We start from the raw sequence: 23950 nt of genomic DNA, 5'->3' as shown, positions 1-23950 counted from the left end.
CTCGTGAGCACGCATGGGCCCAAGCCTCCCTCAATCCGATCGTGACGCGCGCGCTCGCAGCGATGGCTTGGCCATCAAGCGAGACCTCTATCGCTACGACTACGCGTACCCCCCCGGTATCGCCGTCGCCCGCGATCTGCCGCCGGGCGAAGCGTTCTCAGCGTGCTTCGTGTCCGAGATCATGCGCATCCAGGCCATCACGTTCGAGAACGGGATGCAGTCGAGCGCGCGGTGCGAGGACTCGCGCGCCAATCGCCGCCTGAGCTTCCTGATGACCGCCGGCCGCGCGCTCTTGAGCCCCGCCGAGCTGGCGTCCACCCTGGGAACGCAGCTCACCGACCACGCGCGCATGATGCGTGACGATCGGCCCGCCACGGTGCTGGGATACAACGAGCTCTACGCCACCATCGAGCGCCCGGCGGTGGCGGCCAACTACCAGGATGACTTCGTGTTCGCCTGGCAGCGCATCGCGGGGGCCAACCCCATGGTGCTGCGGGCGCTCACGCGGCTGCCAGAGCACTACCGCTTCGACGCCACGAGCTTTCGCGGCGCGGCGCGCAAGCACTACGGCGTGTCCTATGACGGCCCGTCGTTCGAGTCGGCGCTCGCCGCGGGGCGGCTGTTCGTGGCGGACTACTCGTTGCTCGCGGACGTGCCCAACGGCTCGTGGCTGGGCGTGCCGCAGTACCTCTTCGCGCCCATCGCGCTCTTCTGCTGGTTCCCGCCCATTGGCCGCTTTCCGGCGCGCTTGATGCCGGTGGGCATCCAGGAGACGCAGGCCGGCGACGCCCGCGTGGTGGACCCTTCGCAGCCGTCGGAGTGGATCCTGGCGAAGACGGCCGTGCAGGTGGCGGACCTGGTGTGGCACGAGGCGCGCGCACACCTGGGGCTCACGCACCTGGTGATGGAGGGGGTCACCCTCGCCACGCAGCGGCAGCTCTCGGAGCGGCACCCGCTGCACATCCTGCTCACGCCGCACTGCCGCTTCACCCTGGCCATCAACGACTTCGCGAAGCACCACCTGATCGTGCCGGGTGGTCAGGTGGAGCAATACATCGCGCCCGCCATCAATGGCTTCCTGGGCGTGGTGGCCAAGACGCTGGGCGCCTTCGCGTGGAAGGACGTGGCCCTCCGGAGTGACCTCGCCGCGCGCGGCGTGGACGACGTGACGCGCCTGCCGGTGTATCCCTACCGCGATGACGCGCTCGACCTGTGGGACGCCATCGAGCGCTTCGTGGGCGACTACGTGGCGCTCTACTACCGGGACGCGGACGCGGTGGCCGACGACGTGGAGCTGCTGGCCTGGGCCACGGAGCTCGGCTCGCAAGACGGCGCGCGCTTGGGCGTCATCAAGCCGCCCGAGACGCCCACCGAGCTGGTGGACCTGCTCACGTTCTTCATCTTCACGGCCAGCGCGCAGCACTCGGCGCTGAACTACACGCAGTGGCCCTTCATGGGCTACGTGCCCTCCATGCCGGCGGCGGCCTACGCGCCGCTGCCGGACCAGGCGCACTCGCGGCGCGTGGCGGACTTCGACCGCGAGTACATCGCGATGCTGCCCACGTACGCGCAGGCCGCGGGGCAGATCAACCTGCTCTATCTGCTGTCGGGCATTCGCTACAACCACTTGGGGGAGTACCTGCCGTGCCACTTCCGCGACCTGCGCGTGGTGCCGGTGCTGCGCCGCTTCAAGGAGCGGCTAGCCAAGGTGGAGACCGACAGCCGAGGGCGCGACCAGAGCCGGCCGGTGACGTACCCCTACCTCTTCCCTTCCAACGTGGCTCAGAGCGTTCACATCTGAGCACCGCTGCGTGGAGCCTGCCTCGTGACGCAACCCACCCTTCCCGATGACGATCCCGCGCCCGCTCGCCGCCTGGCCGCACTCGCGGCGGCCCGCGAGACGTACCGCTTCGACTACTCGTTCCAGAACCTGCCCTTCGCGGCCGAGGTTCCTGTGCGGGATGGGTTCTCGCTCGAGATCCTCGCGAAGGTCATGGAGCTGAAGCTTCAGTCGGGCGTGAACCAGGCGCTGGCCGAGGCGCGCATGCGCGCGGTGGACGGGGCGTCTGCCGTGACCACGCTCGGTCTCGACGCGTTTCGCGCGGTGGTGCCCGGGTCGGCGCAAGGGGCCGTGTACGAAGTGGCGAACAAGCTGTGCCCAGGGCTCACGGGGCTGGCCGCGGAGCTGGCCACGGAGGTGAGCGCGCCGTCCGACCTGCCGTCCAGCCAGCGCTGGCCCATGACGCTCGAGGACTACCACCGGCTGTTCGTGACCACCGCCGAGACGCCCGCGTCGAAGGTGTGGGCCGAAGACTGGTTCTTCGCCTACCAGCGCGTGGCGGGCTGCAACCCGGTGGTGATGCGGCGCGCGTCGCTCGACGATCTCGGGCCGCGCTTCCCGGTGGACGACATGTTCCTGTCGCGCGTGCTGCGCTGGTTCGGCGCGCCCGAGACCACGCTCGCGAACCTGGCCGCTGCGGGCCAGCTGTTCCTGGCGGACTACCGCATCCTCGAGGGGGTCCCCGCAGGCACGTGGGACCAGGGGCGCCGCCGCAAGTACCTGTGGGCACCGCTCGGGCTCTTTGCCTGGCTGCCCGCGCACGGCTCACGTCCGGCGGGCCTCATGCCCATCGCGGTGCAGTGCTTCCAACACCACGACGCGGTGGAGGCGCCGCTCTTCGGGCCGTTCGACGGCGTGAAGTGGCAGATGGCCAAGATGGTGCTGCAAGTGGCCGACACGCACGACCACGGCATCGTGCGGCACCTGGGCCTCTGCCACATCATCATGGAGGCGGTCACGGTGTGCCTGTTCCGCAACCTGGCGCCGACGCACCCGCTGCGCGTGCTGCTCGAGCCGCACATCGCGTTCACGCTGGCCACCAACGAGGTCACGGAGGACTCCACCATCAACCCGGGCGGCGTGACCGTGACGTTCCAGTCCAACACGTTCGCGGGCACGTTCATGATCCTGCACCGCGCGCTGGACGGGTTCGACTGGGACCAGGAGACGCCCGACCGGCGCTACGCGGCGCTGGGCCTCGCCGACCGTGAGGCGCTGCCGGTGCACCCGTTCCGTGACGACGAGCTGAGCTGCTGGGAGGCCATCCTCGAGTTCGCGCGCGGGTACGTCATGCACGTGTATGCCACCGACGAAGCGGTGCGCACCGACCGAGAGCTGCAGGCCTTCGTGCGCGAGCTGGGTGCACAGGACGGTGGCCGCGTGCGGGGGCTGCCGGTGGTGGACACGCGCGAGGCGCTCGGGCGTTTCGTGGCCAGCATCATCGAGCGCCCCACCACCTACCACAACGCCATCAACTACTCGGTGTTCCCCTACATGGGCTTCGTGGCGGGCATGCCGCTCGGCGCCTACGCGCCCGCGCCCACCGCGCGCCCGGCCACCGACGCAGACTTCCTGGCCATGCTGCCGCCTCAGCACTTGGCGCTCGGGCAGATGGCCGACTACTGGACCATCAGCGGGCTGTTGGTGAACCGCCTCGGAGACTACGGCAAGGGCTACTTCGAGGACCCCGTGGCGCGCGACCTGGCGGCGCGCTTCGCCGAGCGTCTGCGTCAGGTCGAGCGCGAGATCGTCGCGCGCAACGCGACGCGTCCGCTGGCCTACGAGCAGGTGATGCCCAGCCGCACGGCGCAGAGCATCACGGTGTAGCGAAGGGCCCGTCTCAGCGGGAGGCGCGACGCTCGGCGAGCTGCACCGCGGCGACGCTGGGCACGGCCGTGAGGCGAACCACGAAGCGGCCGGGCTCGGGCCACGACACGACCTTGCCGTAGATGCGGGCGTCGGCGCCGAGGCCCGGGAGGTCGAGACAGACGTCGCGCAGCAGCTCGGGACAGACGCTGCCCACCACCATGACGTCCACGTCGGAGAGCGCTACCACCTGACCGGTGCGCCGCTCCCCGGCGTCCACGTCGGTGACCACGGCGTACTCCACCTCGAAGGGCGTGACGTCGATGAGCGGATGCTCGGCGCGCGCGAGGCGCTGGTCGAAGGGCGCGCCGATGGCGGTGACCTCGAAGACCGAGAGGGGCGTGCTGGCGCCCTTGGGCTGAAAGGTGGTGCTGGCGCGCAGCTCGAGCGGGGCGCTCACGAACGCGCTGGTCTCGCTGGAGATGAGCACCTGGCCGCCGGTGGTGAGGCCCTCGATGCGCGCCGCGAGGTTGACCACGGTGCCGACCACGCCGTACTTGGCGCGCTTGTCGCTGCCCAGGTTGCCCACGACGGCGTCCCCGGTGTGGATGCCGATGCCCATCTCGAGCTGCGGGAGGCCGAGCGCGGCGTTGCGCGCGTTCACGGCGGCCATGGCGGACTGCATCGCGATGGCACACGCCACGGCACGGTCGGCGTCGTCGGGGCGCGAGACGGGCGCCCCGAAGAGCACCAAGAGCCCGTCACCGAGCACCTCGTCGATGGTACCCCCGTACTGGAAGATGACCTCGGTCATGCCCGCGAGGAAGTGGTTGATGACGCGCAAGACGTCTTCGGGCGGGAGCGCGCTGGCCGCCGTGGAGAAGCCGCGCAGGTCGGCCATGACCACCGACACGCGGCGCAGCTCGCCACCCAGCTCGAGGCCGCGCGGCTCGTCCAGGATGGAGTCCACCACGTCGTCGCTCAGGTAGCGCCCGAAGGTCTTGCGGATGAACTCGTTGCGCAGCTCGAGCTGGCGCGTGCGCTCGGCCACCTTGAGCTCGAGGCTGTCGTAGAGCTGCGCGTTCTCGATGGAGACGGCGGCCTGCGCGGTGAGCAGCTGCAGCATCTGGATGCGGTCGCTGGTGAACGCGCCGCGCGCCAGGTTGTTCTCGAGATAGATGAGCCCGCGCAACGTGCCCTGGTACTCGATGGGCGCGCACAGGATGGAGCGCGGCTGGCGCGCGCGGACATAGGGGTCTTGCACGAAGTCACCGCGCCGAGCGGCGTCTTCCAGCACCACGGCTCGGCCCGCCGCGAGGACCCAGCGCGCGATGCCCAGCGACAGCTCCATGGAGGTCTCGAGCGGGTCGCCGGCGGCGTGGCGCACCACGGGCTCACCGTCCACGAAGCTGAGCACGGCGACGACGTGCGGACCGGCTGCGGACGAGAGCACGAGCACGCCGCGCTCGGCGCCCGCGTTTTCGACCACCACGCGCATGAGGCGCTCGACCAGGCGCGAGAGCACGATCTCTTCGGAGATGGCGCGTGAAGCGCGCGTGGCGGTCTCGAGGTCCAGCACGGCGCCGTGATCGTTGGACGTGGTGACGGTGGAGGCCGTGCGGCTCTCGGAGCCGGAGCCGGGACCGTGCGCGGTGAAGGGGTACTGCTCCACCAGCCGGGTGACCTTCTCGAGCGCGCCCCAGCGCTCGTACGCGGCCCGCGCGGCGCGCAGATAGGTGTGGCCCAGCAGCGCGTTGTTGCGCTCCAGCTGCAGGCGCCCGGCCAGCTCGAGCGCGAGGGCCTCGATGTCCGTGTAGCCCTGCTCGCGCGCGCCGCGCACGGCGCGGTCGAAGGCCTCGAGCGCCTCGCCCGACTGGCCGCGCAGGCGTGCCAGCTCACCCGCGATCATGTCGATGCGCGGCCGGATGTTCATGGGCCCGGCCGCGGCCAGCTTGGCCAGCTTGCGCTGGAGCATGAGGAGGCGCGCGCGGCTCTTCGCGCGCTCCACGGGCCCGAGCGTGGGCTCCACCTTGAGGCGCGTCAGGCACTCGTAGAAGTACGCGTCGGGCACGAAGAACGTGGCCGCTGCGCCCGCCTCGAGGGGCGCCGACTCGAGCGCTGCGGCGTAGGCCACCGTGTCTTCTCCGAAGAGATACGCGAGCCGCATGCGGGTGGTCAGGTAGCAGTAGAGGTTGGTGGTGTCGCTGGCCTCGCGGTGCTGCGCCACGGAGACGCGCTCGTCGTAGGCCTCGCCCTGCAGCACGTACGGGAGCGCGCCTGGCGCGAGCTTACGGAGGTTGAGCGCGGCCTGCCGCACGATGCCCAGCGTGAGGCCGCTGGTGTTCTGCTGCATCTCGGCCAGCGCCGCAGCGGCCTTGGCCATGATCTCGGTGACGTCCTGCAGGTCGCGCCCGGTGGCCCCCAGCAGCGCGCCGCGCATGAAGCCGCTGAACGCCGCGTACTCGAAGTCGCCGTTGGCGTAGGCCCGCTCGTGGGTGAGCTCGAGCGCGTCGGCCGAGCGGATCCACGGCTCCTTCCACAGGCGCACGTGCGTGTTGTAGAGGTGGCGCGCGCGGTTGGCGTGGCGGGTGCCCTCGAAGCGTTCGGCGATGGCCATGCCCACCTGCCCGTAGCGGTAGGCACCCTCGAAGTCGGACAGCGTGCAGAGCACGAGACCGTAGAGCGCGAAGCCGGTGGCGGACTCGGCGCACACGCCCTTGTCGAGCGCCAGGCGCACCACCGTGAAGGCGGCGATGGGCAGCAGGTTGGGCGACGCATAGTAGGCCGGCCCGATGAGCGACATGAGCAGGCGCGACGCGGCTTGCTCGTGGCGCCCGCGGGACGCGGGGAGGGCGGACAGCTCCTCCACGGACTTGCCACGCAGCGCCAGCTTGGTGCGCAGCAGGTGACTCACCACGGCACCCTGCGTGGGCTTCACGTCCAGCACGATGCCCAGCTTGGCCAGCGCGTCGAGGCACGCCTGCATGGCCCCCACGAGGTCGTTGCGGGCGTTCTGCGCCACCACGCGGATCTCGTAGGCGCGCACCTCGTCGAACACGTCGCGCGCCCCCTTGAGCAGGGTGTCGAGCTCGCGCTCCATGGCGGCGTAGTCACCCGTCAGGAAGGCTGACTCGGCCGCCTCGAGGTGCAGGTCGGCGGTGAGGCGGTAGTCGCGCTCGAAGCCGTCTTGCGGCTGGCGCGCGAGGCCCGCCTGCGCGAACGCGTAGGCCACGTGATAGGCGCTGGATGCCCGCGCTTGGCGAGCCGCGCGCAGGTTGAGCTCGGCCAGGGGCCGACGCTCGCTGGGCGGCAGGTCCGCGACCGGCACGTGGTTGAGGTGGTTGGTGGCGTCGAAGAGCTGGGTCTCGTCCCCGCCGTGGTACGCAGCCAGGAGGCCCTTGCCGAGCTGGTGGTGGATGGCGTCGCGCTCGTCTTTCGCGAGGCGCTCGTAGGCCGCTTGCTGCACGCGGTCGTGCGAGAAGCGGCCCGTCACCACGTCGCCCGACTCCACGTAGATGAGCCCCAGCGCGCGCGCGGGGTCGAGGGCCGCGAGCGCGCGGTCTTCGGCCTGGGTCGCTCCGTCTGCCGCGGCATCGGCGTCGCCCAGGAGCGCGCCCAGCTGGTCGAGGCGGAACTGGTTGCCGATCACGGACGCCACCGAGAGCGCGCGCTGCGCAGGGCCCTCGAGCGTCCCCACCTTCTGGCTCATGAACTCCACCACGTTGTCGGTGAAGTCCTGCTCGCGCAGCCGCGCGAGATCGGCCCGCCAAATGCCCGCTTCGTAGTCGAAGCGCACCAACTGCCGCTCGTAGAGGCCCTGCAGGAACTGGTTCAGGAAGAACGGGTTGCCCGCCGTCTTCTCGTGGCAGATGTCGGCCACCGCGGCGGCGTCCGGGGCACCGCCGAACGCGTCGCGCACCAGGGCGTGCGTGTCCTCACGGGTGAGCGGCCCCAGCTGGAGGTCGCTCAAGCGACCGGCGTCGCGCACGCGCTCGATCAGCGCGCGCAGAGGATGCGCGGCGCCCACCTCGTTCTCGCGGTAGGCCCCCACGATGAGCAGGTGGCGCGCCTGCGGGTCGGTCACGAAGCGCCCGATGGCGTGCAACGAAGGCAGGTCCGCCCACTGGAGGTCATCCAAGAAGATGACGAAGGGCCGCCCCGGATCGGGCAGCGCGCGGACGAAGCGGCCGAGCACCACGTTCAGGCGGTTCTCGGCTTCGGCGGCAGGCAGGTCGGCCACGGCGGGCTGGTCACCCAACAGCAGGCGCAAGTCGGGGATGACGTCGATGAGCACCTGCGCGTTGGGCTCGACCGCCTCGAGGATGCGCTCGCGGTAGACGCGCGTGACCTCGGCCGGCTGCGCGACCAGCTGCCCCACCAGCTGCTCGAAGGCGCTGATGAGCGAGGCATACGGCACCCCGCGCTTGAACTGGTCGAACTTGCCGGCCACGTAGGTGCCCTGCTGCGCCACGTTCTCGGCCTCGGCGTGCTCCACCAGGGCGGTCTTGCCGATGCCCGAGTAGCCCGAGATGAGGCACAGGTTGGCGCCCTCACCCGCCGCGTCACGGAAGCGCTCGCGCAGCCAGGCGAGCTCGCGCTCACGGCCGTAGAGCTTGTCGGGCGCCTCGAGGCGATTGGGCGCCGCCGCCGTGGTCAGCTCGAAGGGCTCACAGTGACCGGTCTTGGCGAGCGCGGCTCGGATGCGGCGCAGGTCCGTGGCCAGCCCGAAGGCGCTCTGGTAGCGGTCTTCGCCGTTCTTCTCGAGCAGCCGCGCGAGCACGTTGGAGAGCGCCACGGGCACGGACGAGTCCACCTCGTGCGCAGGACGCGGGGCCACGGCCAGGTGCGCGTGCACCAGCTCGAGGATGTCGGTGGAGTCGAACGGCGGCCGCCCGAGCAGCGCGTCGTAGAGCGTGCAGCCCAACGAGTAGAGGTCCGTGCGCCAGTCGATGCGGCGGTGCGTGCGCCCCGTCTGCTCGGGCGCGATGTAGGCCAGCGTGCCCTCGAGCTCGCTGACGTCGCGCAGCGCGCGGTCGTGAGAGGCGCGCACCGAGATGCCGAAGTCCACCAGCTTCACCACGCCGGTGTCCACGTTCCACACGATGTTCCCGGGGCTGACGTCCTTGTGGATGATGCCAGCCTCGTGGACGCTGGCGAGCGCGTCGGCCACGCCGATGGCCACCTCGAGGAAGGTGTCCAGGTTGAGCCGCCGCCCCCGACAGGCCGTGGCCAGCGACACGCCGCCGAAGTCCTCGATGAGCAGCGCGAGCCAGCCGTCCTGGCTGACCAGCCCGTAGCTCTTGATGATGCCCGGGGCGTTGAGCGACTCGAGGAGGCGCTGCTCTTGGCGCAAGCCGCGGATGAGGCGCCGCGACGGGAAGGCGTCACGGATGGTCTTGACGACCGCCCTGCGACCACCGGGGAGCGTCAGGCCTCCGTATACGGTCGTTCGGCCAGCATCGTAGATCTTGTCGAGCTCGGCGAAGTCGAGGTGCATAGGAGGCAGCCTGCCGGGAACCCAGGACGATTGGGCCTGCTCGCAGCAGCATCGCTAGAGTGCGCGGGCGCGGGCGTGGGGGTCAACGAAAAACCGGGGCAACGACTGGTGTCGCGCCCCGGTGTTTGGTGTGGCGGAACACGTGTCCCGCCGCTCTCACGTGTGGCTCACTCCTCGGTGGCCATGGCGCCAGCGCCGCCGAAGAGGTAGCCCTTCTCGCCATGGGTCGCCGTGTCGAGACCCTCGGCCTCTTGCTCCTCGTCGACGCGCAGACCGATGGTCTTGTCGATGACCTTGAGGATGACGTAGGTCACCACGGCCGAGAAGATGGCAGCCACGACCACACCGATGATGTTCTCGATGAAGAGGTGTGTGTCGCCCTCGAGCAGGCCCTTGGCGCCGCCGGGGGTGAGCGCGGAGATGGCGAAGACACCCGTCAGCACGGCGCCGAGGAAGCCGCCCACGCCGTGCACGCCGAAGGCGTCGAGCGAGTCGTCATAGCCGAGCTTGTTCTTCGCGAGCACCGCGCCGTAGCACACGGGGCCCGCGACGAGGCCCATGATGAGGGCGCTGGTGGGCGTCACGAAGCCCGCCGCGGGGGTGATGACCACCAGGCCGGCGACCAGACCGGACGCCACGCCGAGCGCGGTGACGCGGCCGTGCTTGATACGCTCCGCGAGGACCCACGAGCAGGCCGCTGCGGCTGCCGCGATGTGCGTGTTCACGAGCGCGAGGGAGGCCTGGCCATTGGCCATCAGGGCGCTGCCGGCGTTGAAGCCGAACCAGCCGAACCACAGCAGGCCCGCGCCCGTGAGGGTCATGGTGAGGTTGTGCGGCGGGGAGGGGCGCTTGCGCTTGCCCACCACGATGGCGGCGACGAGAGCGCCAGCGCCGGCGCTGAGGTGCACGACCGTGCCGCCAGCGAAGTCGAGCGCGCCGCGGGTCCCGAGCCAGCCGCCGCCCCAGACCCAGTGGCAGAGCGGGTCATAGACCAGGGTGCCCCAGAGCACGATGAAGAGCAGGTAGGCGCTGAACTTCATGCGCTCGGCGATGGCGCCCGAGATCAGGGCGGGCGTGATGATGGCGAACATCATCTGGAAGCCCATGAACAGGATGTGCGGGATGGTGAGCCCGCTGCGGACCTCGTCATGCGCCACGCCCATGAGGAAGACGTGGTCGAGGCCGCCCGTGAGGCCGTTGCCGATGTCGGGTGCGAAGGAGATGGAGTAGCCGATGACGACCCACTGGATGGTCATCACGCCGAGCGCGATGAAGCTGTGCATGAAGGTCGAGAGCACGTTGCGGCTGTTGACCATGCCGCCGTAGAACAGCGCGAGCCCCGGCGTCATCAAGAGCACGAGCGCACACGAAACGAGCACCCAGGCGGTATCCGCCCCGTTGATCTCAGTCATCCAAATTTCTCCTGCACCGCGCACCAGAGCGGTGGCGTTGGTTTCTAGCGTTCGAAGGTGAGATTGGCGGGGCGGTGTTTCGGGCAGATTTCGGAATCGTTGCTTCGCTGGAGAAAGCGCACGGTCGGGCCGCCGTGCTATAGGCAGCGGCGTGATTGCCGGTACGGAAGCCCTCGGGCACAAGTGGATGGCGGCGGGCGTGGCCCTGCATGCCCTGGCCTACTTCGGCCGTGACATCCTGGTCGTGCAGTACGGCGTGGGTGTCGTGGCGTCCGTCGCGCTCGCCTATGGCTGCTGCACGTACCTGAGAGGCAAGGGGTACCCCTGGCCGCTCGGCGTACCCGCGGCCGTCTTGAGCGTCGTGTGGGTGGGCGTCTGCCTGCTGGTGCCCGACCGCGAGCAGCCCCCCCTCCCCGCTGCGCAGCTGCCCCCCCAGCGGCGACTGAGGCGACCGAGGCAAGGGTGGCCCGCGGGGCGCGCGGTCAGCCGTGCTCGGCCAGGAAGTACAGCGTGAGGCCGAAGACGGCCACCATGGAGGCAGTCTCCACCCAGCTGACGCGCCCGTCGTCCTTGACCGCCTTCCAGAGGATGAGCAGCGGCGGGAACATGAGCAGGACCACCGAGGTGGTCTCGAGGTCGATGGGCAGGATGGCGCCGCTGGGCAGCAGGGGGATGACGCCCAGCTGACCGAAGATGGCCAGGAGGATGAGCGCCACGGGCATGACCATGACCGCGTTCTGGGTGATGGCGCCCGACACGTTGGCGAGCGCGAGGTCGTACATGCCGCGCACGTGGGCCGAGGCGATCATGATGTAGCCGCCGGCGCATGCGAACACCGACAGCACCAGCGCGCCCACCATCTCGGAGTAGCCGGCCTCTGCGAGCCGGACCACCAGCGCGTCGGCGAAGTCGCCCACGGCGTGGCCGCCGATGACCGACGTGGTGAGGCCCAGCGCCCCGAAGCCGAGGATGCGCCCGAGGGGGACCGGGGCCTCGGCCGCGACCTCGGCTTCGGCCACCGAGCCGACCCACTCTTCGTCCTTGGCCGTGCCGCCGAAGCGCCGCACCAGCTCCACGATGCCCACCACCTGCACCAGCAGCAGCAGCCCACCGATGGTGTAGAGGTCCACCGGGCCGAGGCCCTGACCGCCGTGGCTGCCAGCCGAGAAGGTGTGCAGCATGAGCATGATGAGCCCGGTGGCCAGGTAGGCGCCGCCCGCGCCCGCGAACTGGTCCGTGGAGAGCTTGACCAGGGGCTCGGGGAGCCGCGCGTGGCCCGAGGCGTCACGTGGCAGGAGACCGCTGTAGAGGCCGAAGGCCATGGCCCCCACGTGCAGCGTCATGGCCACCACGATGAAGCCCAAGCGCGGCTTCGCAGCCAACACGAAGCCCAGCATGATGAGCTCCGGGACATTGGCGGCGAGCCCCGCCATGGTGCCGGCCACGAAGGGGTTCCAGCGCATGCGCTGTGCGATACCCTCCACACACAGGATCATGGCCTCGCAGGAGCCGAACACCACCATCAGGCCACCGACGGCGAGGAGCGCGGGGTGCCCGAAGCCGAGCTCGACCTGGGCGACCACCAGCCCGTGCGCGAGCGTGAGGAGCGCGAGCCCGAGGCCCAGAATCTTTACCCAAGTGGTTCCGCCGCCGCCGCCAGCCATCGCACGCTCCTATATCGTCAAGAGGCCGCGGAGCATAGCACCACGATGACCGACGTCGCCGCACTCGTCGCACCCCACCTGCTGCTCAGCGCCGAGGAGCAGGCCCTCTTGGCGCCATACCGCCGCCCGGTGCGCTACGCGCCCGGCGAGGCCATCTTCAACGAGGGCAGCGTGTGCCGGGAGGTGGTGGTGCTGGCCGGGGGGCTGGTGCGCGCCTACTACCACCACGACGACCGCGAGGTGAACCTACGCTTCCTGAACGCTCCGTCCGTGGTGCTGGCGCTCGCCAGCTTCATCCGTGGGACGCCCGCCGAAGAGACGCTCGAGGCCGTGACCGAAGTGACGGGCTATCGCTCGCGGCTCGCGGACTTCCAGGACGACCACCCGGGCGAGCTGGCGGAGCGCATGCGCCGCGTGCTGGCCGAGCAGCACTACCTGTCGATGGAGCGGCGCCTGCGCATGCTGCAGTGGAAGTCCGCCGCCGAGCGCTACGAGTACTTCGTGGCGCACATGGATGCGGACATCGTGCAGGGCATGCCGGGTTACCACGTGGCGTCGTACCTGGGCGTGGCGCCCGAGTCCCTCAGCCGGGTGCGTGCTGCGCGCGGGCGCGCTCGTCGTTCTTGACGGATGTCAAGGCAGGCCAGGGGGGCCGTCGCTAGGGTGCTGTGCATGGACTCACCCGACGATCGCTCTACGCAAGGCTTCGACTTTCCCACGATCGGCGGCACCCAGTCGGCGGTGCTGACGCTCTCGCGCTCCGTTCGCGCGCCCATCGTGCTGGTGCTGCCGGCGCTGGGGCTGCGAGCGGAGTACTACGCTCCCCTCGTGGCGCGGCTGGCGGTCGAGGGAGTGCATGCGGCGGCCATCGATCTCCCCGGGCACGGCGCGAGCCCCGTGCGCGCGTCGCGTCGTGTGGACTGGGGCTACCCCGAGCTGGTGACGCACGCCGCCGCCGCACGTGACGCCGCCTCGCGAGCGTTGCCGGGAGTGCCGGTCTTTTGGCTGGGGCACTCCATCGGCGGTCAGATCGCGTTGCTGGAGTCCGGGCTGCACCCGAGCGGCGCGGCGGGGGTGGCCCTGGTGGCTTCCGGCTCGCCGTACTACCGCGCGTGGCGCGGGCTGGCGGCGCTGAAGATCGCGCTGGGCACACGTTTCAGCGCCGCGCTCGCGGGCGTGGTGGGGCACTTCCCCGGTGAGCAGGCCGGCTTCGCGGGGCGCGAAGCGCGCAGCGTGATGCAGCAGTGGGCGCGGCTCGCGCGCACGGGAGCCTACCGCTTCGGCGCCTTCGACGGTGAAGCGCTGCTGGCCGCGGGGCGTGCGCCCGTGCTGGCCCTGCGCGTTCTGGGCGACGACCTGGCGCCCGAGGCGGCCGTGGAGCACACGCTCGGCAAGCTGGGGCAGCGCACCGTCGAGCGCGAGGTCTGGCGTGGGCTCGCCACGAAGAACGTACACAACCGCTGGCCGCGCACGCCGGAGCCCGCGGCAGAGCGCGTCACGGCGTTCGTGCGCGCCACGCTCGCCACCACCCCTGCCCGCAGCGAGCGGCAGGCCAGCATGATGGGGAGGGCCAGCGCATGAGTGACCTCACCCTGCACGGCGTGGGCTACTCCCCCTGGACCGAGCGCGCCCGCTGGGCGCTCGACCACCACCGCATTCCGTACCGCTACCGCGAGCACATCCCCATGGTGGGCGAGCCGCTGCTGCGCCTGCGAGCGCACGGCACCCTGCGCGTGAAGGCCACGGCCCCGCTGCTGGTGCACGCGGGCGGGGCCATCGACGACTCACTCGCGATCATGCGCTACGCCGACGCGTGCGGACGCGGCCCCAGCCTGCGGAGTGACTCCGACGGCGCCCGCGCGTGGGCCGAGCGCATCGAGCAGGGCCTCGCCGCAGGGCGTGCGCGCCTGACGGCTGCGATCTTGGCGGACCCGGAGGCGCTGCGCGAGAGCATGCTGCCGGTGAGCCCGGCGCCGCTGGCCGGGCTGCTGCGTCCCGTGGCTGCACAGGGCGCGCGCTTCGTGGCGAAGAAGTACGGCGCCGACCTCGCGCCGGTGGACCGCCACGTGGACACCCAGCGGGGCGTGTGCCTCGCGCTGCGGGACGCGCTGGGCGGTCGCGCCCTCTTCGAGGGGAGCTCACTCGGCGCCGTCGACCTGATGGCGGCCACGTTCCTCCAGATGGTGGAGCCCGTGCAGCACCCGCGCATCGTGCTGCTGCCGGCGCTTCGGCGCGCGTGGACGGCGGCCCCGCTCGTGGGCGAGTTCGCGGACCTCTTGGCCTGGCGCGACGCGCTCTACGCGAGCGCGCGGGGCGAGCGCACGAAGGCCGCGGCCTAGGGTCTGCCGCACGCCAGACCTAGGGAGCGAACGCGGGCTGCTGGGGAACGGCGCCGGGGTCGGGGGCAGGCTGCGGCTGGGGCGCCACCGTTGGCGGAGCCCCGGATGGCACGGGCTGCGTCTCTGCCGGTGCGGGAGCCGGGACGTCCCCGTAGTGCATGGCGGCCGCGCCTTCTTGCACCCGCAGCGCCGCGGCGCGCTGGGCGTCGGCGTCCAGGTGGTCGCGCACGCGCACGTAGTACTCGTTGCTGGGGTCCAGCTGGATGGCGCCGTCCAGGAGGATGCGGGCGTTGGCGTAGTGTGTCGCCAGGTCGTCCATGGTGGCCGGGTCGAAGCGCCGCGCCACCGAGAGGTTGTAGTAGACGCGCGCGAGCTGCTCGGGTGGCAGGGCCAGCACGCTCTCGTCCGCGAGCGCGGCTTCGAGGCTGGCGCTGGCCTCCGTCCACTGACCCGCGCGCAGCAGCTCGAGGCCGGGGATCACGGCCGGGTGCTCCACGTCGAACACACGCAGGCGCACGCCGCGCGTGTGGGAGTCGAACATGGGGAAGATGCGTTGCTGCAGGCGACGAAGGACGACTTCCACGTTCCGGTCCCGGCGGCCACCGTCTTCGTGCTCGGCCTGCGTGACCACCTCGAGCACGCGCCCCGTGGTGCTCTCACGGATGGTGAGCGTGAGGGTCAGCGAGACCTCCCGGAGCAAGTGCGTGGTCGTGGTGGCCGGCCGCCCCGCGCAGCCCGTCGTGTAGCAGCCGTCTCGTGTCTCGTAGATGAGCCCGGTGTGCGTGATCTGGAAGTCCAGATCTACGATCACCGCGGACTGCGGGAACGTGCGCTCCGCCACGGCCTGCGTGGCCTGGATGCGGTGCATGAGGAACACCTCGCTCGGCCGGATGCCCGCCCGCGGCGTGGCGAGGTGCCGCGCCAGGCGGTTGGCGAACTCGATGCCCTCGGGCTCGCTGCCGTGCACCACGATGATGCGCGGATACGAGCGCGCCGACAGCTCGGCGGGGTAGACCACGCGCGCGGAGGCGCCGCCGCAGCCGGCGAGCAGGCACAGCAGGAGCGCGAGCGCGCTGCCCCGGGGGGCGGTTCGTATCCATGGCCAAGAGGCGGGGCTGGTCTCGGTCGGTGTTCGCACGGCGTCCTCCTTCACGTCGGAGGCGCGAGGGTGCCACGGGCCGAGCGCGCGATACCAGACGGAACACACACGGTGGCCGACGGCGGTAGAATGCGGGCCCATGACCACGCCGCTGCCCGAGCCCATCCCCGTGCCCTGGACCATGAAGCCGCTCGGCTCGGCGGAGACCTCCCTCGACTTCGACGAGCGTGGCCGGCTGCGCGCGTCCATCGTGCACGACGTGCTGCACGGCGTGACCCCGGAGATGCTGGTGTGGTGGTTCCGCAACATGCGCGGCACGCTCGAGATCGAGGGCCGCCCCTACCCGCGCTACCGCGTGTGGCACCCGCGCGACCACGTGGAGCACCGCTACGAGAAGACGCCCCCGGGGGGTGACGGAGTGGGCTCGGTCTTCGCCATCCACGAGGTGCTGGGGCGCGACCCGAAGCACCGCGTGAACGTGCTGACCGACGTGGTGCGCCTCGACGAAGGCGGCTTCGCGCACCGCCCGCGCTTTGGTGGCATCTCGGGCATGGCGGCCATGGACTACACGTGGCGGCGCGTCCCGGGCGGCACGCACTACGAGAACTCCATCACCATCGGGCCCGCGCTGCCGAGCAGCATGGCGTTCGTGCAGCGGGCCATCCGGTCGGTGGCCTTCGACGAGGCGCACGCGCGCGCCTGGCTGCTCCACAACGTGGAGGAGGTGGGCAACTTCGAGCACTTCCTGCCGGCGCTGTTCGCCGCCGAGGGGTGAGCGCACGCGCGGTCAGCGCCGGGTGAGCGACATCGCCGCGCGCGCCGCATGCATGGGACGACCGAGCGCCTCGTACGCGTCGCGCATGCGCTCGATGATGCCGGGGTCCTCCGGACGAAGCGGCCGCCACTGCTTGAGCGCCAGCAGCGCCGTTCCGTGCTGGCCCGCGCTGGCGTGGGCGCGCGCTTCGCGGTCGAGCCCCAGCTCATCGCGCGAGAGCGCCGCCACGTCGAGGTCACCGAAGAAGTGCGCGGGCGCCAGCACCCCCACTCCATCGCAGGCGGGCTCGAAGCGGTACCCCTCGGGCACGTGCGGCACGCACGCGAGCCGGCTGCGCGCGCCGGGCGTGATGCGCGGGTCATCGGGGTTCGGACGATGCCCCACCAGCCCGACCAGCAGCTCCCACTGGGGGCTCTGCAGCGGATCTTCCATGCGGCTCTTCAGCCGGGCCTTGCGCTGGGCCACCATGAGGTGAGCGAGCCCCTGCGTTGTGTCGTCGCCCAGCCACACCACCGCGTCCTCGGAGGGCGCGTACGACACCATGGGGAAGTCGGGCAAATCGAGCTCCGGAGCATGGACCACCCAATCGTAGTGGAGCCCATCGAGGCCACTCCACGACACGGGTGACAGCTCGAAGGGCGTGGTGAGGTAGTCCAGCTCCTGGCACTTCTCACGCGGCAGGTCCGGCAGCTCCCAGCTCCGCGCGGCCAGCAAGTCCGGCGAGAAGTCGTAGAGCAGCGGCGCAAAGCGCAGCTGCAGCTCCCACGACTCGAGGTACTCGGCCTCCTCGAGCCCGGCCAGGTAGTCGAACAGCCGCACGATGGGCGCGGGGATCCGGAACCCGTCGACGGGGTGACGCATCGCGACAGTGTACCCTGCGGGCCATGCGCCTCTATGCCTTCTACCGCAGCAGCGCGAGCTACCGCGTACGCCTCGGCCTCGCCCACAAGGACATCGCCCACGAGCTCGTGCCCATCGCGCTCATGACCGGCGAGCAACGCGCACCCGAGCACCGCGCGCGCAACCCCATCGGCCAGGTGCCGGTGCTGGAGCTGCTGGGCGGCGAACAGCCCGTGCTGCTCGCACAATCCGTGGCCATCCTCGAGTACCTCGAAGAGGTGTTCCCAGAGCCCGCGCTCCTGCCGCGTGAGCCCATCGCCCGCGCCCGCGTGCGCGAGCTGGTGGAGCTGGTGAACTCCGGCATCCAGCCGCTCCAGAACCTGTCTGTGCTGCTGCACGTCAGCTCGCTCGGCGCCGACGCGCAGGCGTGGGCCCGCCACTTCGTGCTGAACGGCCTCCTGGCACTCGAACAACGCGCCCACACCACACGCGGCGCCTTCCTCTTCGGCGACCAGCCCACGCTGGCGGACGTGTGCCTGGTCCCGCAGATGTTCAACGCGCGCCTGCTGGGCCTGCCTCTCGACGACCTGAGTTCGCTGGTGGAGATCGACGCGCGCTGCCAAGCCCTGCCGCGCTGGTCCGACGCGCACCCGAGCGCGCAGCCGGACGCGCCGCCGAGCTGAGGGGAGTACCGCAGCGGCGCTCCACCGAATGAAGGACAAACCAGGGACCAGGTGAGCTCACTTCCCAGCGATGAGACGGGAAGGCCCCAGCGCGTTCGGGAAGAGCCAGTCGAGCCCCGGGCGCCCAGCGGCTCCGCCCGTCGTCCAGCCGCTCAGACGCGCGGTGCGACACGTCACCGCGGAGGGCGAGGGGCACCCTGGGCAGCGGGGCTTGGGGGGGCCCTATTTCAAGCGTCCGCAGGACGCGCCGAAATGGGGGAGGTCAACCAGAGGGAGCGCCTGCGCGACCGCCCCCGCAGACCAGGGTGCCCCTCGCCCTCCTCACGATCACCCCGCCATCCCCGGCCAAACAGACTACGGTGAGCCGCGCCCACAGGCGCCGCCTGTAATTGAAACGCGTTCCACACCAGCGCACACTCCCGCGCATGGCACGAATCGACACCGAGCTGCTCCGCAGCAACGCGCGCATGGCGCGCACCATTGGCTACGGCATCTGGCTCGCGGCGTACAAGCTGCGCGACAACCAGAACCTCTGCCCCGCGCTCTTGCTGGAGCGCCACGCCGCGCGGCAGCCCAACCACCCGGCGCTCCTCTTCGAGGACCGCACGCTCAGCTACCAAGAGCTGAACGCGCGCGCCAACCAGTACGCCCACGCGCTCGAGCGGCTGGGCGCCAAGAAGGGCCAGGTCGTGGCGGTGTTGATGGACAACCGCGTCGAGTACCTGGTGGCCTGCATGGGCGCCAACAAGATCGGCGTGGTGAGCGCGCTGATCAACACGCACGTGGCGGGCATCCAGCTCTCCCACGCGCTGCGCATCTGCGAGCCGTCGTTCATCCTGCTGGGCTCCGAGCACATCGACAACGTGCGCAGCCTGGGCGACGAGCTGCCGGTCCCGCCCGGACGCGTGCTCATGATGCGTGACGGCGACAACCGCGCGCAGCTCCCGGGCGCCGTGGACTTCGACGCGGTGATCGACGCGGCGCCGGCGCACAACCCCGAGCAGACCAAGCAACAGAGCATCCACGACCCGTTCGTCTACATCTACACCTCGGGCACCACCGGCCTGCCCAAGGCGGCCATGATGAAGAACCAGCGGGTCATGAAGGCCATGCACGTGTTCGCCGGCCCCGTGGCGCACATCACGCCGAGCGACGTGGTCTACACCTCGGGCCTGCCCTTCTATCACTCGAGCGGCTTCATCCTGGGCTACGGCATGGCCCTGGTGGGCGGCGCCACGTGCGCGCTGCGCCGCAAGTTCTCGTCCAGCCAGCACTTCGAAGACTGCGAGCGCACGGGCGCCACGGTGTTCGCGTACATCGGCGAGCTGTGCCGCTACCTGCTGGCCAGCGAGGTGAAGCCCGCCGAGAAGCGCCACAAGCTGCGCATGGTGGTGGGCGCGGGCCTGCGCCCCGACATCTGGGAGGCGTTCGTGAAGCGCTTCAACATCCCCGAAGTGCGCGAGTTCTACGGCGCCACCGAGGGCAACGTGGGCATCGTGAACTTCGACGGGAAGCCCGGCATGCTGGGGCGCCTGATGCCCGGGCAGGTGGTGGCGCGCGCCGAAGAGGGCACCGCCGACGTGTGGCGCAACGCGCACACGGGTCTGTGCGAGAAGGCGCACCCGGGCCAGGACGGCATCCTGCTGGGCCAGATCAACAAAGTGAACAGCTTCGACGGCTACGTGGACAAGGGGAAGAACGCGGGCAAGATCCTCGAGAACCCCTTCGGCGACGGGAAGAACTACTTCAACACGGGCGACCTGGTGCGCATGCACCCGCACAAGTACGTGTCGTTCCAAGACCGCCTCGGGGACACGTACCGCTGGAAGGGCGAGAACGTGGCCACCAGCGAAGTGGCGCTGGTGCTCACGCACGCGCCGTCCATCGGCGAGGCCAACGTGTATGGCGTGGAGGTGCCCGGCTGCGACGGGCGCGCGGGCATGGCCGCCGTGGTGCTGGACGGCGAGCTGGACCTGCCCGGCCTCTCCGCGCACGTGGAGAAGAACCTGCCCGGCTATGCGCGGCCGCTGTTCATTCGCGTGCAGCGCGAGATGCAGCTCACCGCCAGCTTCAAGTACGTGAAGACCGACCTGAAGGAGCAGGGCTTCGACCCGGCCAACGTGAAGGGCGACCCGCTCTTTTTCTGGAACGGGCGCGCCTACGAGCCGCTCACCACGGTGCTGCACGAGCAGCTGGTGTCCGGCGCCATTCGCCTGTGAGAGGCAACGGGCTGCGGGCGATCAGCTGCGCCCGTAGACCGGCACCAGCGCGCCGCGCGTGACGCGGTTGAGTGGCGACGCGAGGAAGCAGATGGTGGCCGCCACGTCGTCGGTGGTGGGCCACGCGCTGTGGTCGGCGTCCGGCATGGCGGCCACGTTGGCGGGCGTGTTCATGATGGAGGGCACCACGGCGTTGACCCAGACGCCGCGCGGGCCGGCCTCTTCGGCGAGCGCCAACGTGAGCCCGGCCACGGCGGCCTTGGTGAGGGCATACGCCACGAGGCCGCCCGTGGGCACGAGCGCGGGCTTCGCGGCCACGTTCACGATGCGCCCCTCGCCGCTCATGCGCTTGAGCGCCTCGCGGCAGCTGAGGAAGCAGGTGGTCACGTTCAGATCCACCAGCTTCTGGTACTCGGCCAGCGACGTGTCCGTGAAGGGCCCCATGGAGAAGCCGCCCGCCAGGTGGATGGAGCCGTAGAGCGCGCCCGGGACGCTGCCGTAGAACGCCGCGCAGCTGGCCTCGTCGCGCAGGTCCACGCCCTCTCGGCAGCGCACCTGGCCCGCGTACGGAAAGCCGTCCAGCTCGCGCGCGTGCATGACGGGGATGTGGACGCTCGCGCCGCGGGCCAAGAGGCCGCCCACCACCGAGCGGCCGAGCGCGCCCGTGCCTCCCGTGACCACCACCGGCTTGCCTTCGAACTCGTTCGGACTCGTCATGGGGCGAGCATGCCACCCGCGCGCACGTGGCGGCTACCCATGGCTGTGCGTCTCGTGCGAAAGTGCGGGCGATGACTCTGCGACTCGCCCTCGCTGTACGTGCGCTCCTCCTGCTGACCCTGGCGCTGACCTCCTCGCTGGTGGGCTGCGCTGGCAGCGGCCCCGAGCCCGAGGAGCCCGAAGCCGACACGACCACCACCGAGAGCGAAAGCAGCGCCGAGCTGGAAGACGACTGGGGGGACGAGCCCGAGACCGCGGGCACCGAGTACACCGGCAGCGCCATCGAGCAGCTGGGCATCTCCGGCCCGGACACGCCGTGGGCCGAGATGAGCGCCGAGGACCGCGAGTTCTACATGATCGGCAAGGTGCTCCCCATCATGCACGAGCTCTTCGCGCGGCATGATGCGCAGGAGTACAGCGGCTTCAGCTGCGAGTCGTGCCACGGCAGCAACATGCGCGAGGTGAGCTACGCCATGCCCGTGGCCACCATCTACCGCCTGCCCGAGCCGGGCTCGAGCGGCTGGCGCGCCATGGAGGCCGCGCAGGCGGAGGCCGTGCGCTTCATGCGCGACGAGGTGACCCCCACCATGGGCACCCTGCTGGGCATGGACGACTACACCTGCTTCCACTGCCACACGCGGCGCTGAGCGGTGTAGGCTGTGGGCATGAAGCTCACCCGCCGCAAGCTGTTGATCGCCTCTGCGGGCGTGGCCACGCTCATGATCCCGGGCTGCAAGACCGACGAGCCCACCACGCCCACGGGCAACCTCATGCCGCCGCAGCCGCAGGACCCGCCGCCGCCCGAGCCACAGCAGGAGCCGGTTCCGCCCGAGAACCCGCCGCCGCCGCCCGGCAACTTGATGCCGCCCGAGCCGCCGCCGCCCCAACCGGAGAACCCGCCACCGCCGCCCGGTAACCTCATGCCTCCGCCGCCGCCTCCGCCGCCTGGCAACCTGATGCCGCCCCCGCCGCCGCCCACGTCGCCCACCCCATGAGCTACGAGGTCTTCGAGCTGGAGATGCTCGGCGGGAGCTGGGAGCGCCGCTACCGCAAGCTGCGCCCCGAGGTGGAGGCCATGCCGTGGGGCACGCTGAACCCGAGCGAGCACCCGCCCGAGCTGGTGCTGGCCGCCCGCAAGAGCTGGACCGGCGCCGCGTTCCAAGAGCACCGCACCGGGGCTGCGTGCGCCGAGACGCTGCGCTGCCTGATCGAGGCGCGCGCGCCGCTCGACCTCATCGCCGTGGCCAGCCGCTTCCCGCTCGACGAGATGGTGCACGTGGAGCTGTGCGCGCGCATGGCCATGGAGCTGGGAGGCGGCACCGAGATCTTGCACGACCCCGACGAGATGATCCTGCGCGCCAACCCGAACCTCTCGCCGCTGCTGCGCGCCGCCGAGCTGGTGGTCTACAACTTCTGCGTGGGCGAGGCGCTCTCCATCCCGCTCATCCGCGGCACCTGGCAGGCCTCGGTGCACCCGCTGCCGCGCGCCATCCTGGGGCGCATCGTGAAGGACGAGGCCGCGCACGGCGTGTTCGGCTTCACGTTCCTGGACTGGGCGGCGCCGCTGCTGAGCGACGCGGACAGGGCGCACCTGGCGCGCACGGCGCGCACGGCCATCGAGGGCATCCACCGGCTGTGGGACGACATCGCGCAGCGGCCTGCGGGCCCCGAGAGCAGCGTGCACGCGCTCGGGTGGATGCGGACCGATGCCTATTTGAAGCTGGCCGAGCACTCGCTCGAGGCGCAGGTGGTGGCGCCGCTGCGGGCGCGCGGGCTCATGGTGCGTGGCGAGCGGAGGCACTGAAGTCCCATGATCGAGGGCATTGGCGAGGCGCTCGTCCGCAGGCCCCCCGAGGCGATCATCGCCTTCGTCACGGATCTCGAGCGCTACAAGAAGGCCGACTGGAAGATCGGTCGGGTGCTCGAGTCACGGCGTGAAGGCAACCGCATCTTCATGAGGCACGACGGGAAGCTGCGGGGCATTCCCGGCCCGCCGGTGTCCCTGGAGATGACCATCGAAGGGCGGACCTCCGTGCGTTATCGAAGCGTCCCGAGCTGGCCCGCCAAGTGGTTTCTGACGTTCGACGGTGGGTTCGAGCTCGCCGAAGTGGCAGGGGGGACCCAGGTCGTTCACACGGAGCGGTTTCGGTTCCATGCCCCGTGGCGCCTCGTGGCCGAGCCATTCCTGAGGAAGTGGATTGCCCAAGACGTTCCGAAGGAGATGGAGCGACTGAAGGCCATTCTGGAGTCCGAAGACCCGACGCTGTGATTCGGGGGACCCATGGGCTCAGCGGCCCCGCTGCGAGTCCCGACGGCCTTCGCCCGCCGCGCGCTCCCGCTGTGGCGCCAAGGACGAGGGCTACGGCCGAAGCACTCTTCCCGTGGCCAGGAACGCACCCGACATGGCCGTGCAGCTCCCCGTATTCTCGTCGACGTGCAGGTCCAGCAAGGTCACCAGCAGCGCTTCGATGGTCTCGGGGTTCATCCCGGCGGGGCCCGCGAAGGCCTCCGCCAGCGCCACGATGCGCTCCCGCGGCAGCTCACCGCCAAGCACCAATCGGCTCAAGTTCGTGTCCGCGAAGGTGCCCGCCAGCTGCACGTTGTCGAGGCTGATGTCGATCTGGATGCCCGGTCCGAAGGGGACCATGAGCACGATGGGAACGAGCTCCACGCTGCCCTCGAAGGTGATGCTCCCGTCGGTACCGGTCTCCACCACGGCGGCGCGTGGACTTCCGATGGCCGCGCCGTCGTCGTCCACCATCACCAGCGTGGGCGTGTCGCCGCAGCGGTCGAGCCGCACGCGCAGACGCACGAGGCGGAGCGTGATGGCGGCGGTGAGCAGCTGGTCGATGTCCACGCCGACGAGTTGCACGAGCCCTGCCAGCCGTCCGAAGGCGTTGTCCACGCCACCCGGCCCATCCATGCCGCACCCGACCTCCGCGCCTCCTCCGTCGAGATCGAAGCCCACGCCCGAGACATCGTCCGGGAGGCTCAGGGTGCGCACCACGAAGTCCTGCTGACAGGCCGGCTGACCCGCGTCGAGTCCCGAGTCCACTGCG

20 protein-coding genes are annotated in these 23950 nt (G+C 70.7%); 13 read left to right on the top strand and 7 right to left on the bottom strand.

The features are described 5' to 3' along the window. Positions 1 to 67: 67 nt before the first annotated feature. Together IPI43_17755 and IPI43_17750 are read left to right on the top strand one after the other, a co-directional pair. On the top strand, positions 68 to 1801 hold the full coding sequence (locus IPI43_17755; GenBank protein MBK7775946.1) for a lipoxygenase: 1734 nt from the start codon (positions 68 to 70) through the stop codon (positions 1799 to 1801). Positions 1802 to 1825: 24 nt separating this feature from the next. Then, positions 1826 to 3667: a hypothetical protein gene (locus tag IPI43_17750; GenBank protein MBK7775945.1), complete on the top strand. Its 1842-nt coding sequence runs from the start codon at positions 1826 to 1828 to the stop codon at positions 3665 to 3667. A 13-nt stretch (positions 3668 to 3680) separates the two neighbouring features. Here the strand turns inward: IPI43_17750 and IPI43_17745 are convergent, their stop codons facing one another. Together IPI43_17745 and IPI43_17740 are read right to left on the bottom strand one after the other, a co-directional pair. Next, positions 3681 to 9143 (bottom strand): AAA family ATPase, encoded by a 5463-nt coding sequence (locus IPI43_17745; protein MBK7775944.1) that lies wholly within the window; start codon positions 9141 to 9143, stop codon positions 3681 to 3683. 167 nt (positions 9144 to 9310) lie between these two features. Next, a complete protein-coding gene (locus IPI43_17740) occupies positions 9311 to 10555 on the bottom strand; it encodes an ammonium transporter (protein MBK7775943.1) in 1245 nt (414 codons plus the stop codon). A 151-nt stretch (positions 10556 to 10706) separates the two neighbouring features. Here IPI43_17740 and IPI43_17735 point away from each other — a divergent pair, with 151 nt between their 5' ends. Beyond that, on the top strand, positions 10707 to 11069 hold the full coding sequence (locus IPI43_17735; GenBank protein ID MBK7775942.1) for a hypothetical protein: 363 nt from the start codon (positions 10707 to 10709) through the stop codon (positions 11067 to 11069). Here the strand turns inward: IPI43_17735 and IPI43_17730 are convergent. Continuing rightward, positions 11038 to 12219, bottom strand: a complete 1182-nt coding sequence (locus IPI43_17730; GenBank protein ID MBK7775941.1) for a hypothetical protein — start codon at positions 12217 to 12219, stop codon at positions 11038 to 11040. The genes IPI43_17735 and IPI43_17730 overlap by 32 nt on opposite strands. A gap of 45 nt (positions 12220 to 12264) precedes the next feature. Here IPI43_17730 and IPI43_17725 point away from each other — a divergent pair, with 45 nt between their 5' ends. Genes IPI43_17725 through IPI43_17715 form a run of 3 tightly spaced genes read left to right on the top strand, consistent with a single transcriptional unit; the run spans position 12265 to position 14558 of the window. Continuing rightward, complete coding sequence (locus tag IPI43_17725; protein ID MBK7775940.1) at positions 12265 to 12846, top strand: Crp/Fnr family transcriptional regulator; 582 nt, start codon at positions 12265 to 12267, stop codon at positions 12844 to 12846. Positions 12847 to 12891: 45 nt separating this feature from the next. Further along, positions 12892 to 13800 carry an alpha/beta fold hydrolase gene (locus tag IPI43_17720; protein MBK7775939.1) on the top strand — a complete coding sequence of 303 codons (909 nt, stop codon included), beginning with the start codon at positions 12892 to 12894 and terminating at the stop codon, positions 13798 to 13800. After that, on the top strand, positions 13797 to 14558 hold the full coding sequence (locus IPI43_17715) for a glutathione S-transferase N-terminal domain-containing protein (GenBank protein ID MBK7775938.1): 762 nt from the start codon (positions 13797 to 13799) through the stop codon (positions 14556 to 14558). The genes IPI43_17720 and IPI43_17715 overlap by 4 nt, the downstream gene beginning before the upstream one ends. Positions 14559 to 14577: 19 nt before the next feature. Here the strand turns inward: IPI43_17715 and IPI43_17710 are convergent, their stop codons facing one another. Further along, positions 14578 to 15696 carry a hypothetical protein gene (locus IPI43_17710; protein ID MBK7775937.1) on the bottom strand — a complete coding sequence of 373 codons (1119 nt, stop codon included), beginning with the start codon at positions 15694 to 15696 and terminating at the stop codon, positions 14578 to 14580. Between the two features lie 100 nt (positions 15697 to 15796). Between IPI43_17710 and IPI43_17705 the strand changes: the two genes are divergently transcribed. Beyond that, a complete protein-coding gene (locus IPI43_17705) occupies positions 15797 to 16432 on the top strand; it encodes a hypothetical protein (protein MBK7775936.1) in 636 nt (211 codons plus the stop codon). A gap of 12 nt (positions 16433 to 16444) precedes the next feature. Here IPI43_17705 and IPI43_17700 read toward each other — a convergent pair whose 3' ends face one another. After that, entirely contained in the window at positions 16445 to 17293 is an 849-nt protein-coding gene (locus IPI43_17700) for a hypothetical protein (protein MBK7775935.1), read from the bottom strand. A gap of 23 nt (positions 17294 to 17316) precedes the next feature. Here IPI43_17700 and maiA point away from each other — a divergent pair, with 23 nt between their 5' ends. Both maiA and IPI43_17690 read left to right on the top strand, forming a co-directional pair. Continuing rightward, complete coding sequence (gene maiA / locus IPI43_17695) at positions 17317 to 17955, top strand: maleylacetoacetate isomerase (GenBank protein ID MBK7775934.1); 639 nt, start codon at positions 17317 to 17319, stop codon at positions 17953 to 17955. Positions 17956 to 18380: 425 nt separating this feature from the next. Further along, the gene (locus IPI43_17690; GenBank protein MBK7775933.1) at positions 18381 to 20174 is read left to right on the top strand and encodes a long-chain-acyl-CoA synthetase; all 1794 of its coding nucleotides are present in this window, start codon (positions 18381 to 18383) and stop codon (positions 20172 to 20174) included. Between the two features lie 21 nt (positions 20175 to 20195). Here IPI43_17690 and IPI43_17685 read toward each other — a convergent pair whose 3' ends face one another. After that, positions 20196 to 20891 (bottom strand): SDR family oxidoreductase, encoded by a 696-nt coding sequence (locus tag IPI43_17685; protein MBK7775932.1) that lies wholly within the window; start codon positions 20889 to 20891, stop codon positions 20196 to 20198. Positions 20892 to 20962: 71 nt separating this feature from the next. Between IPI43_17685 and IPI43_17680 the strand changes: the two genes are divergently transcribed. The 4 genes from IPI43_17680 to IPI43_17665 are packed head-to-tail and all read left to right on the top strand — an operon-like array spanning position 20963 to position 23160. Continuing rightward, positions 20963 to 21538 (top strand): hypothetical protein, encoded by a 576-nt coding sequence (locus IPI43_17680; GenBank protein MBK7775931.1) that lies wholly within the window; start codon positions 20963 to 20965, stop codon positions 21536 to 21538. Positions 21539 to 21556: 18 nt separating this feature from the next. Beyond that, a complete protein-coding gene (locus IPI43_17675) occupies positions 21557 to 21886 on the top strand; it encodes a hypothetical protein (protein ID MBK7775930.1) in 330 nt (109 codons plus the stop codon). After that, positions 21883 to 22695 carry a hypothetical protein gene (locus IPI43_17670; protein ID MBK7775929.1) on the top strand — a complete coding sequence of 271 codons (813 nt, stop codon included), beginning with the start codon at positions 21883 to 21885 and terminating at the stop codon, positions 22693 to 22695. The genes IPI43_17675 and IPI43_17670 overlap by 4 nt, the downstream gene beginning before the upstream one ends. A 6-nt stretch (positions 22696 to 22701) precedes the next feature. Then, entirely contained in the window at positions 22702 to 23160 is a 459-nt protein-coding gene (locus tag IPI43_17665; GenBank protein ID MBK7775928.1) for an SRPBCC family protein, read from the top strand. Between the two features lie 90 nt (positions 23161 to 23250). Here IPI43_17665 and IPI43_17660 read toward each other — a convergent pair. Then, on the bottom strand, positions 23251 to 23950 hold a 700-nt coding region (locus IPI43_17660; GenBank protein MBK7775927.1), incomplete at its 5' end, for a hypothetical protein.

The organism is Sandaracinaceae bacterium (genome assembly GCA_016706685.1).
Taxonomy (GTDB): domain Bacteria; phylum Myxococcota_A; class Polyangia; order Polyangiales; family Houyiibacteriaceae; genus JADJJE01.
The sequence above is the reverse complement of the archived record's forward strand: the minus strand, read 5'-3'. Positions and strand labels throughout refer to the sequence as shown.

Bases quoted from the DNA above. Each gene is read 5' to 3' on its own strand.
- IPI43_17745 (MBK7775944.1), bottom strand. From the start codon at position 9,143: ATGCACCTCGACTTCGCCGAGCTCGACAAGATCTACGATGCTGGCCGA.
- IPI43_17740 (MBK7775943.1), bottom strand. From the start codon at position 10,555: ATGACTGAGATCAACGGGGCGGATACCGCCTGGGTGCTCGTTTCGTGT.
- IPI43_17730 (MBK7775941.1), bottom strand. From the start codon at position 12,219: ATGGCTGGCGGCGGCGGCGGAACCACTTGGGTAAAGATTCTGGGCCTC.
- IPI43_17725 (MBK7775940.1), top strand. From the start codon at position 12,265: ATGACCGACGTCGCCGCACTCGTCGCACCCCACCTGCTGCTCAGCGCC.
- IPI43_17720 (MBK7775939.1), top strand. From the start codon at position 12,892: ATGGACTCACCCGACGATCGCTCTACGCAAGGCTTCGACTTTCCCACG.
- IPI43_17715 (MBK7775938.1), top strand. From the start codon at position 13,797: ATGAGTGACCTCACCCTGCACGGCGTGGGCTACTCCCCCTGGACCGAG.
- IPI43_17705 (MBK7775936.1), top strand. From the start codon at position 15,797: ATGACCACGCCGCTGCCCGAGCCCATCCCCGTGCCCTGGACCATGAAG.
- IPI43_17700 (MBK7775935.1), bottom strand. From the start codon at position 17,293: ATGCGTCACCCCGTCGACGGGTTCCGGATCCCCGCGCCCATCGTGCGG.
- maiA (MBK7775934.1), top strand. From the start codon at position 17,317: ATGCGCCTCTATGCCTTCTACCGCAGCAGCGCGAGCTACCGCGTACGC.
- IPI43_17690 (MBK7775933.1), top strand. From the start codon at position 18,381: ATGGCACGAATCGACACCGAGCTGCTCCGCAGCAACGCGCGCATGGCG.
- IPI43_17685 (MBK7775932.1), bottom strand. From the start codon at position 20,891: ATGACGAGTCCGAACGAGTTCGAAGGCAAGCCGGTGGTGGTCACGGGA.
- IPI43_17680 (MBK7775931.1), top strand. From the start codon at position 20,963: ATGACTCTGCGACTCGCCCTCGCTGTACGTGCGCTCCTCCTGCTGACC.
- IPI43_17675 (MBK7775930.1), top strand. From the start codon at position 21,557: ATGAAGCTCACCCGCCGCAAGCTGTTGATCGCCTCTGCGGGCGTGGCC.
- IPI43_17670 (MBK7775929.1), top strand. From the start codon at position 21,883: ATGAGCTACGAGGTCTTCGAGCTGGAGATGCTCGGCGGGAGCTGGGAG.
- IPI43_17665 (MBK7775928.1), top strand. From the start codon at position 22,702: ATGATCGAGGGCATTGGCGAGGCGCTCGTCCGCAGGCCCCCCGAGGCG.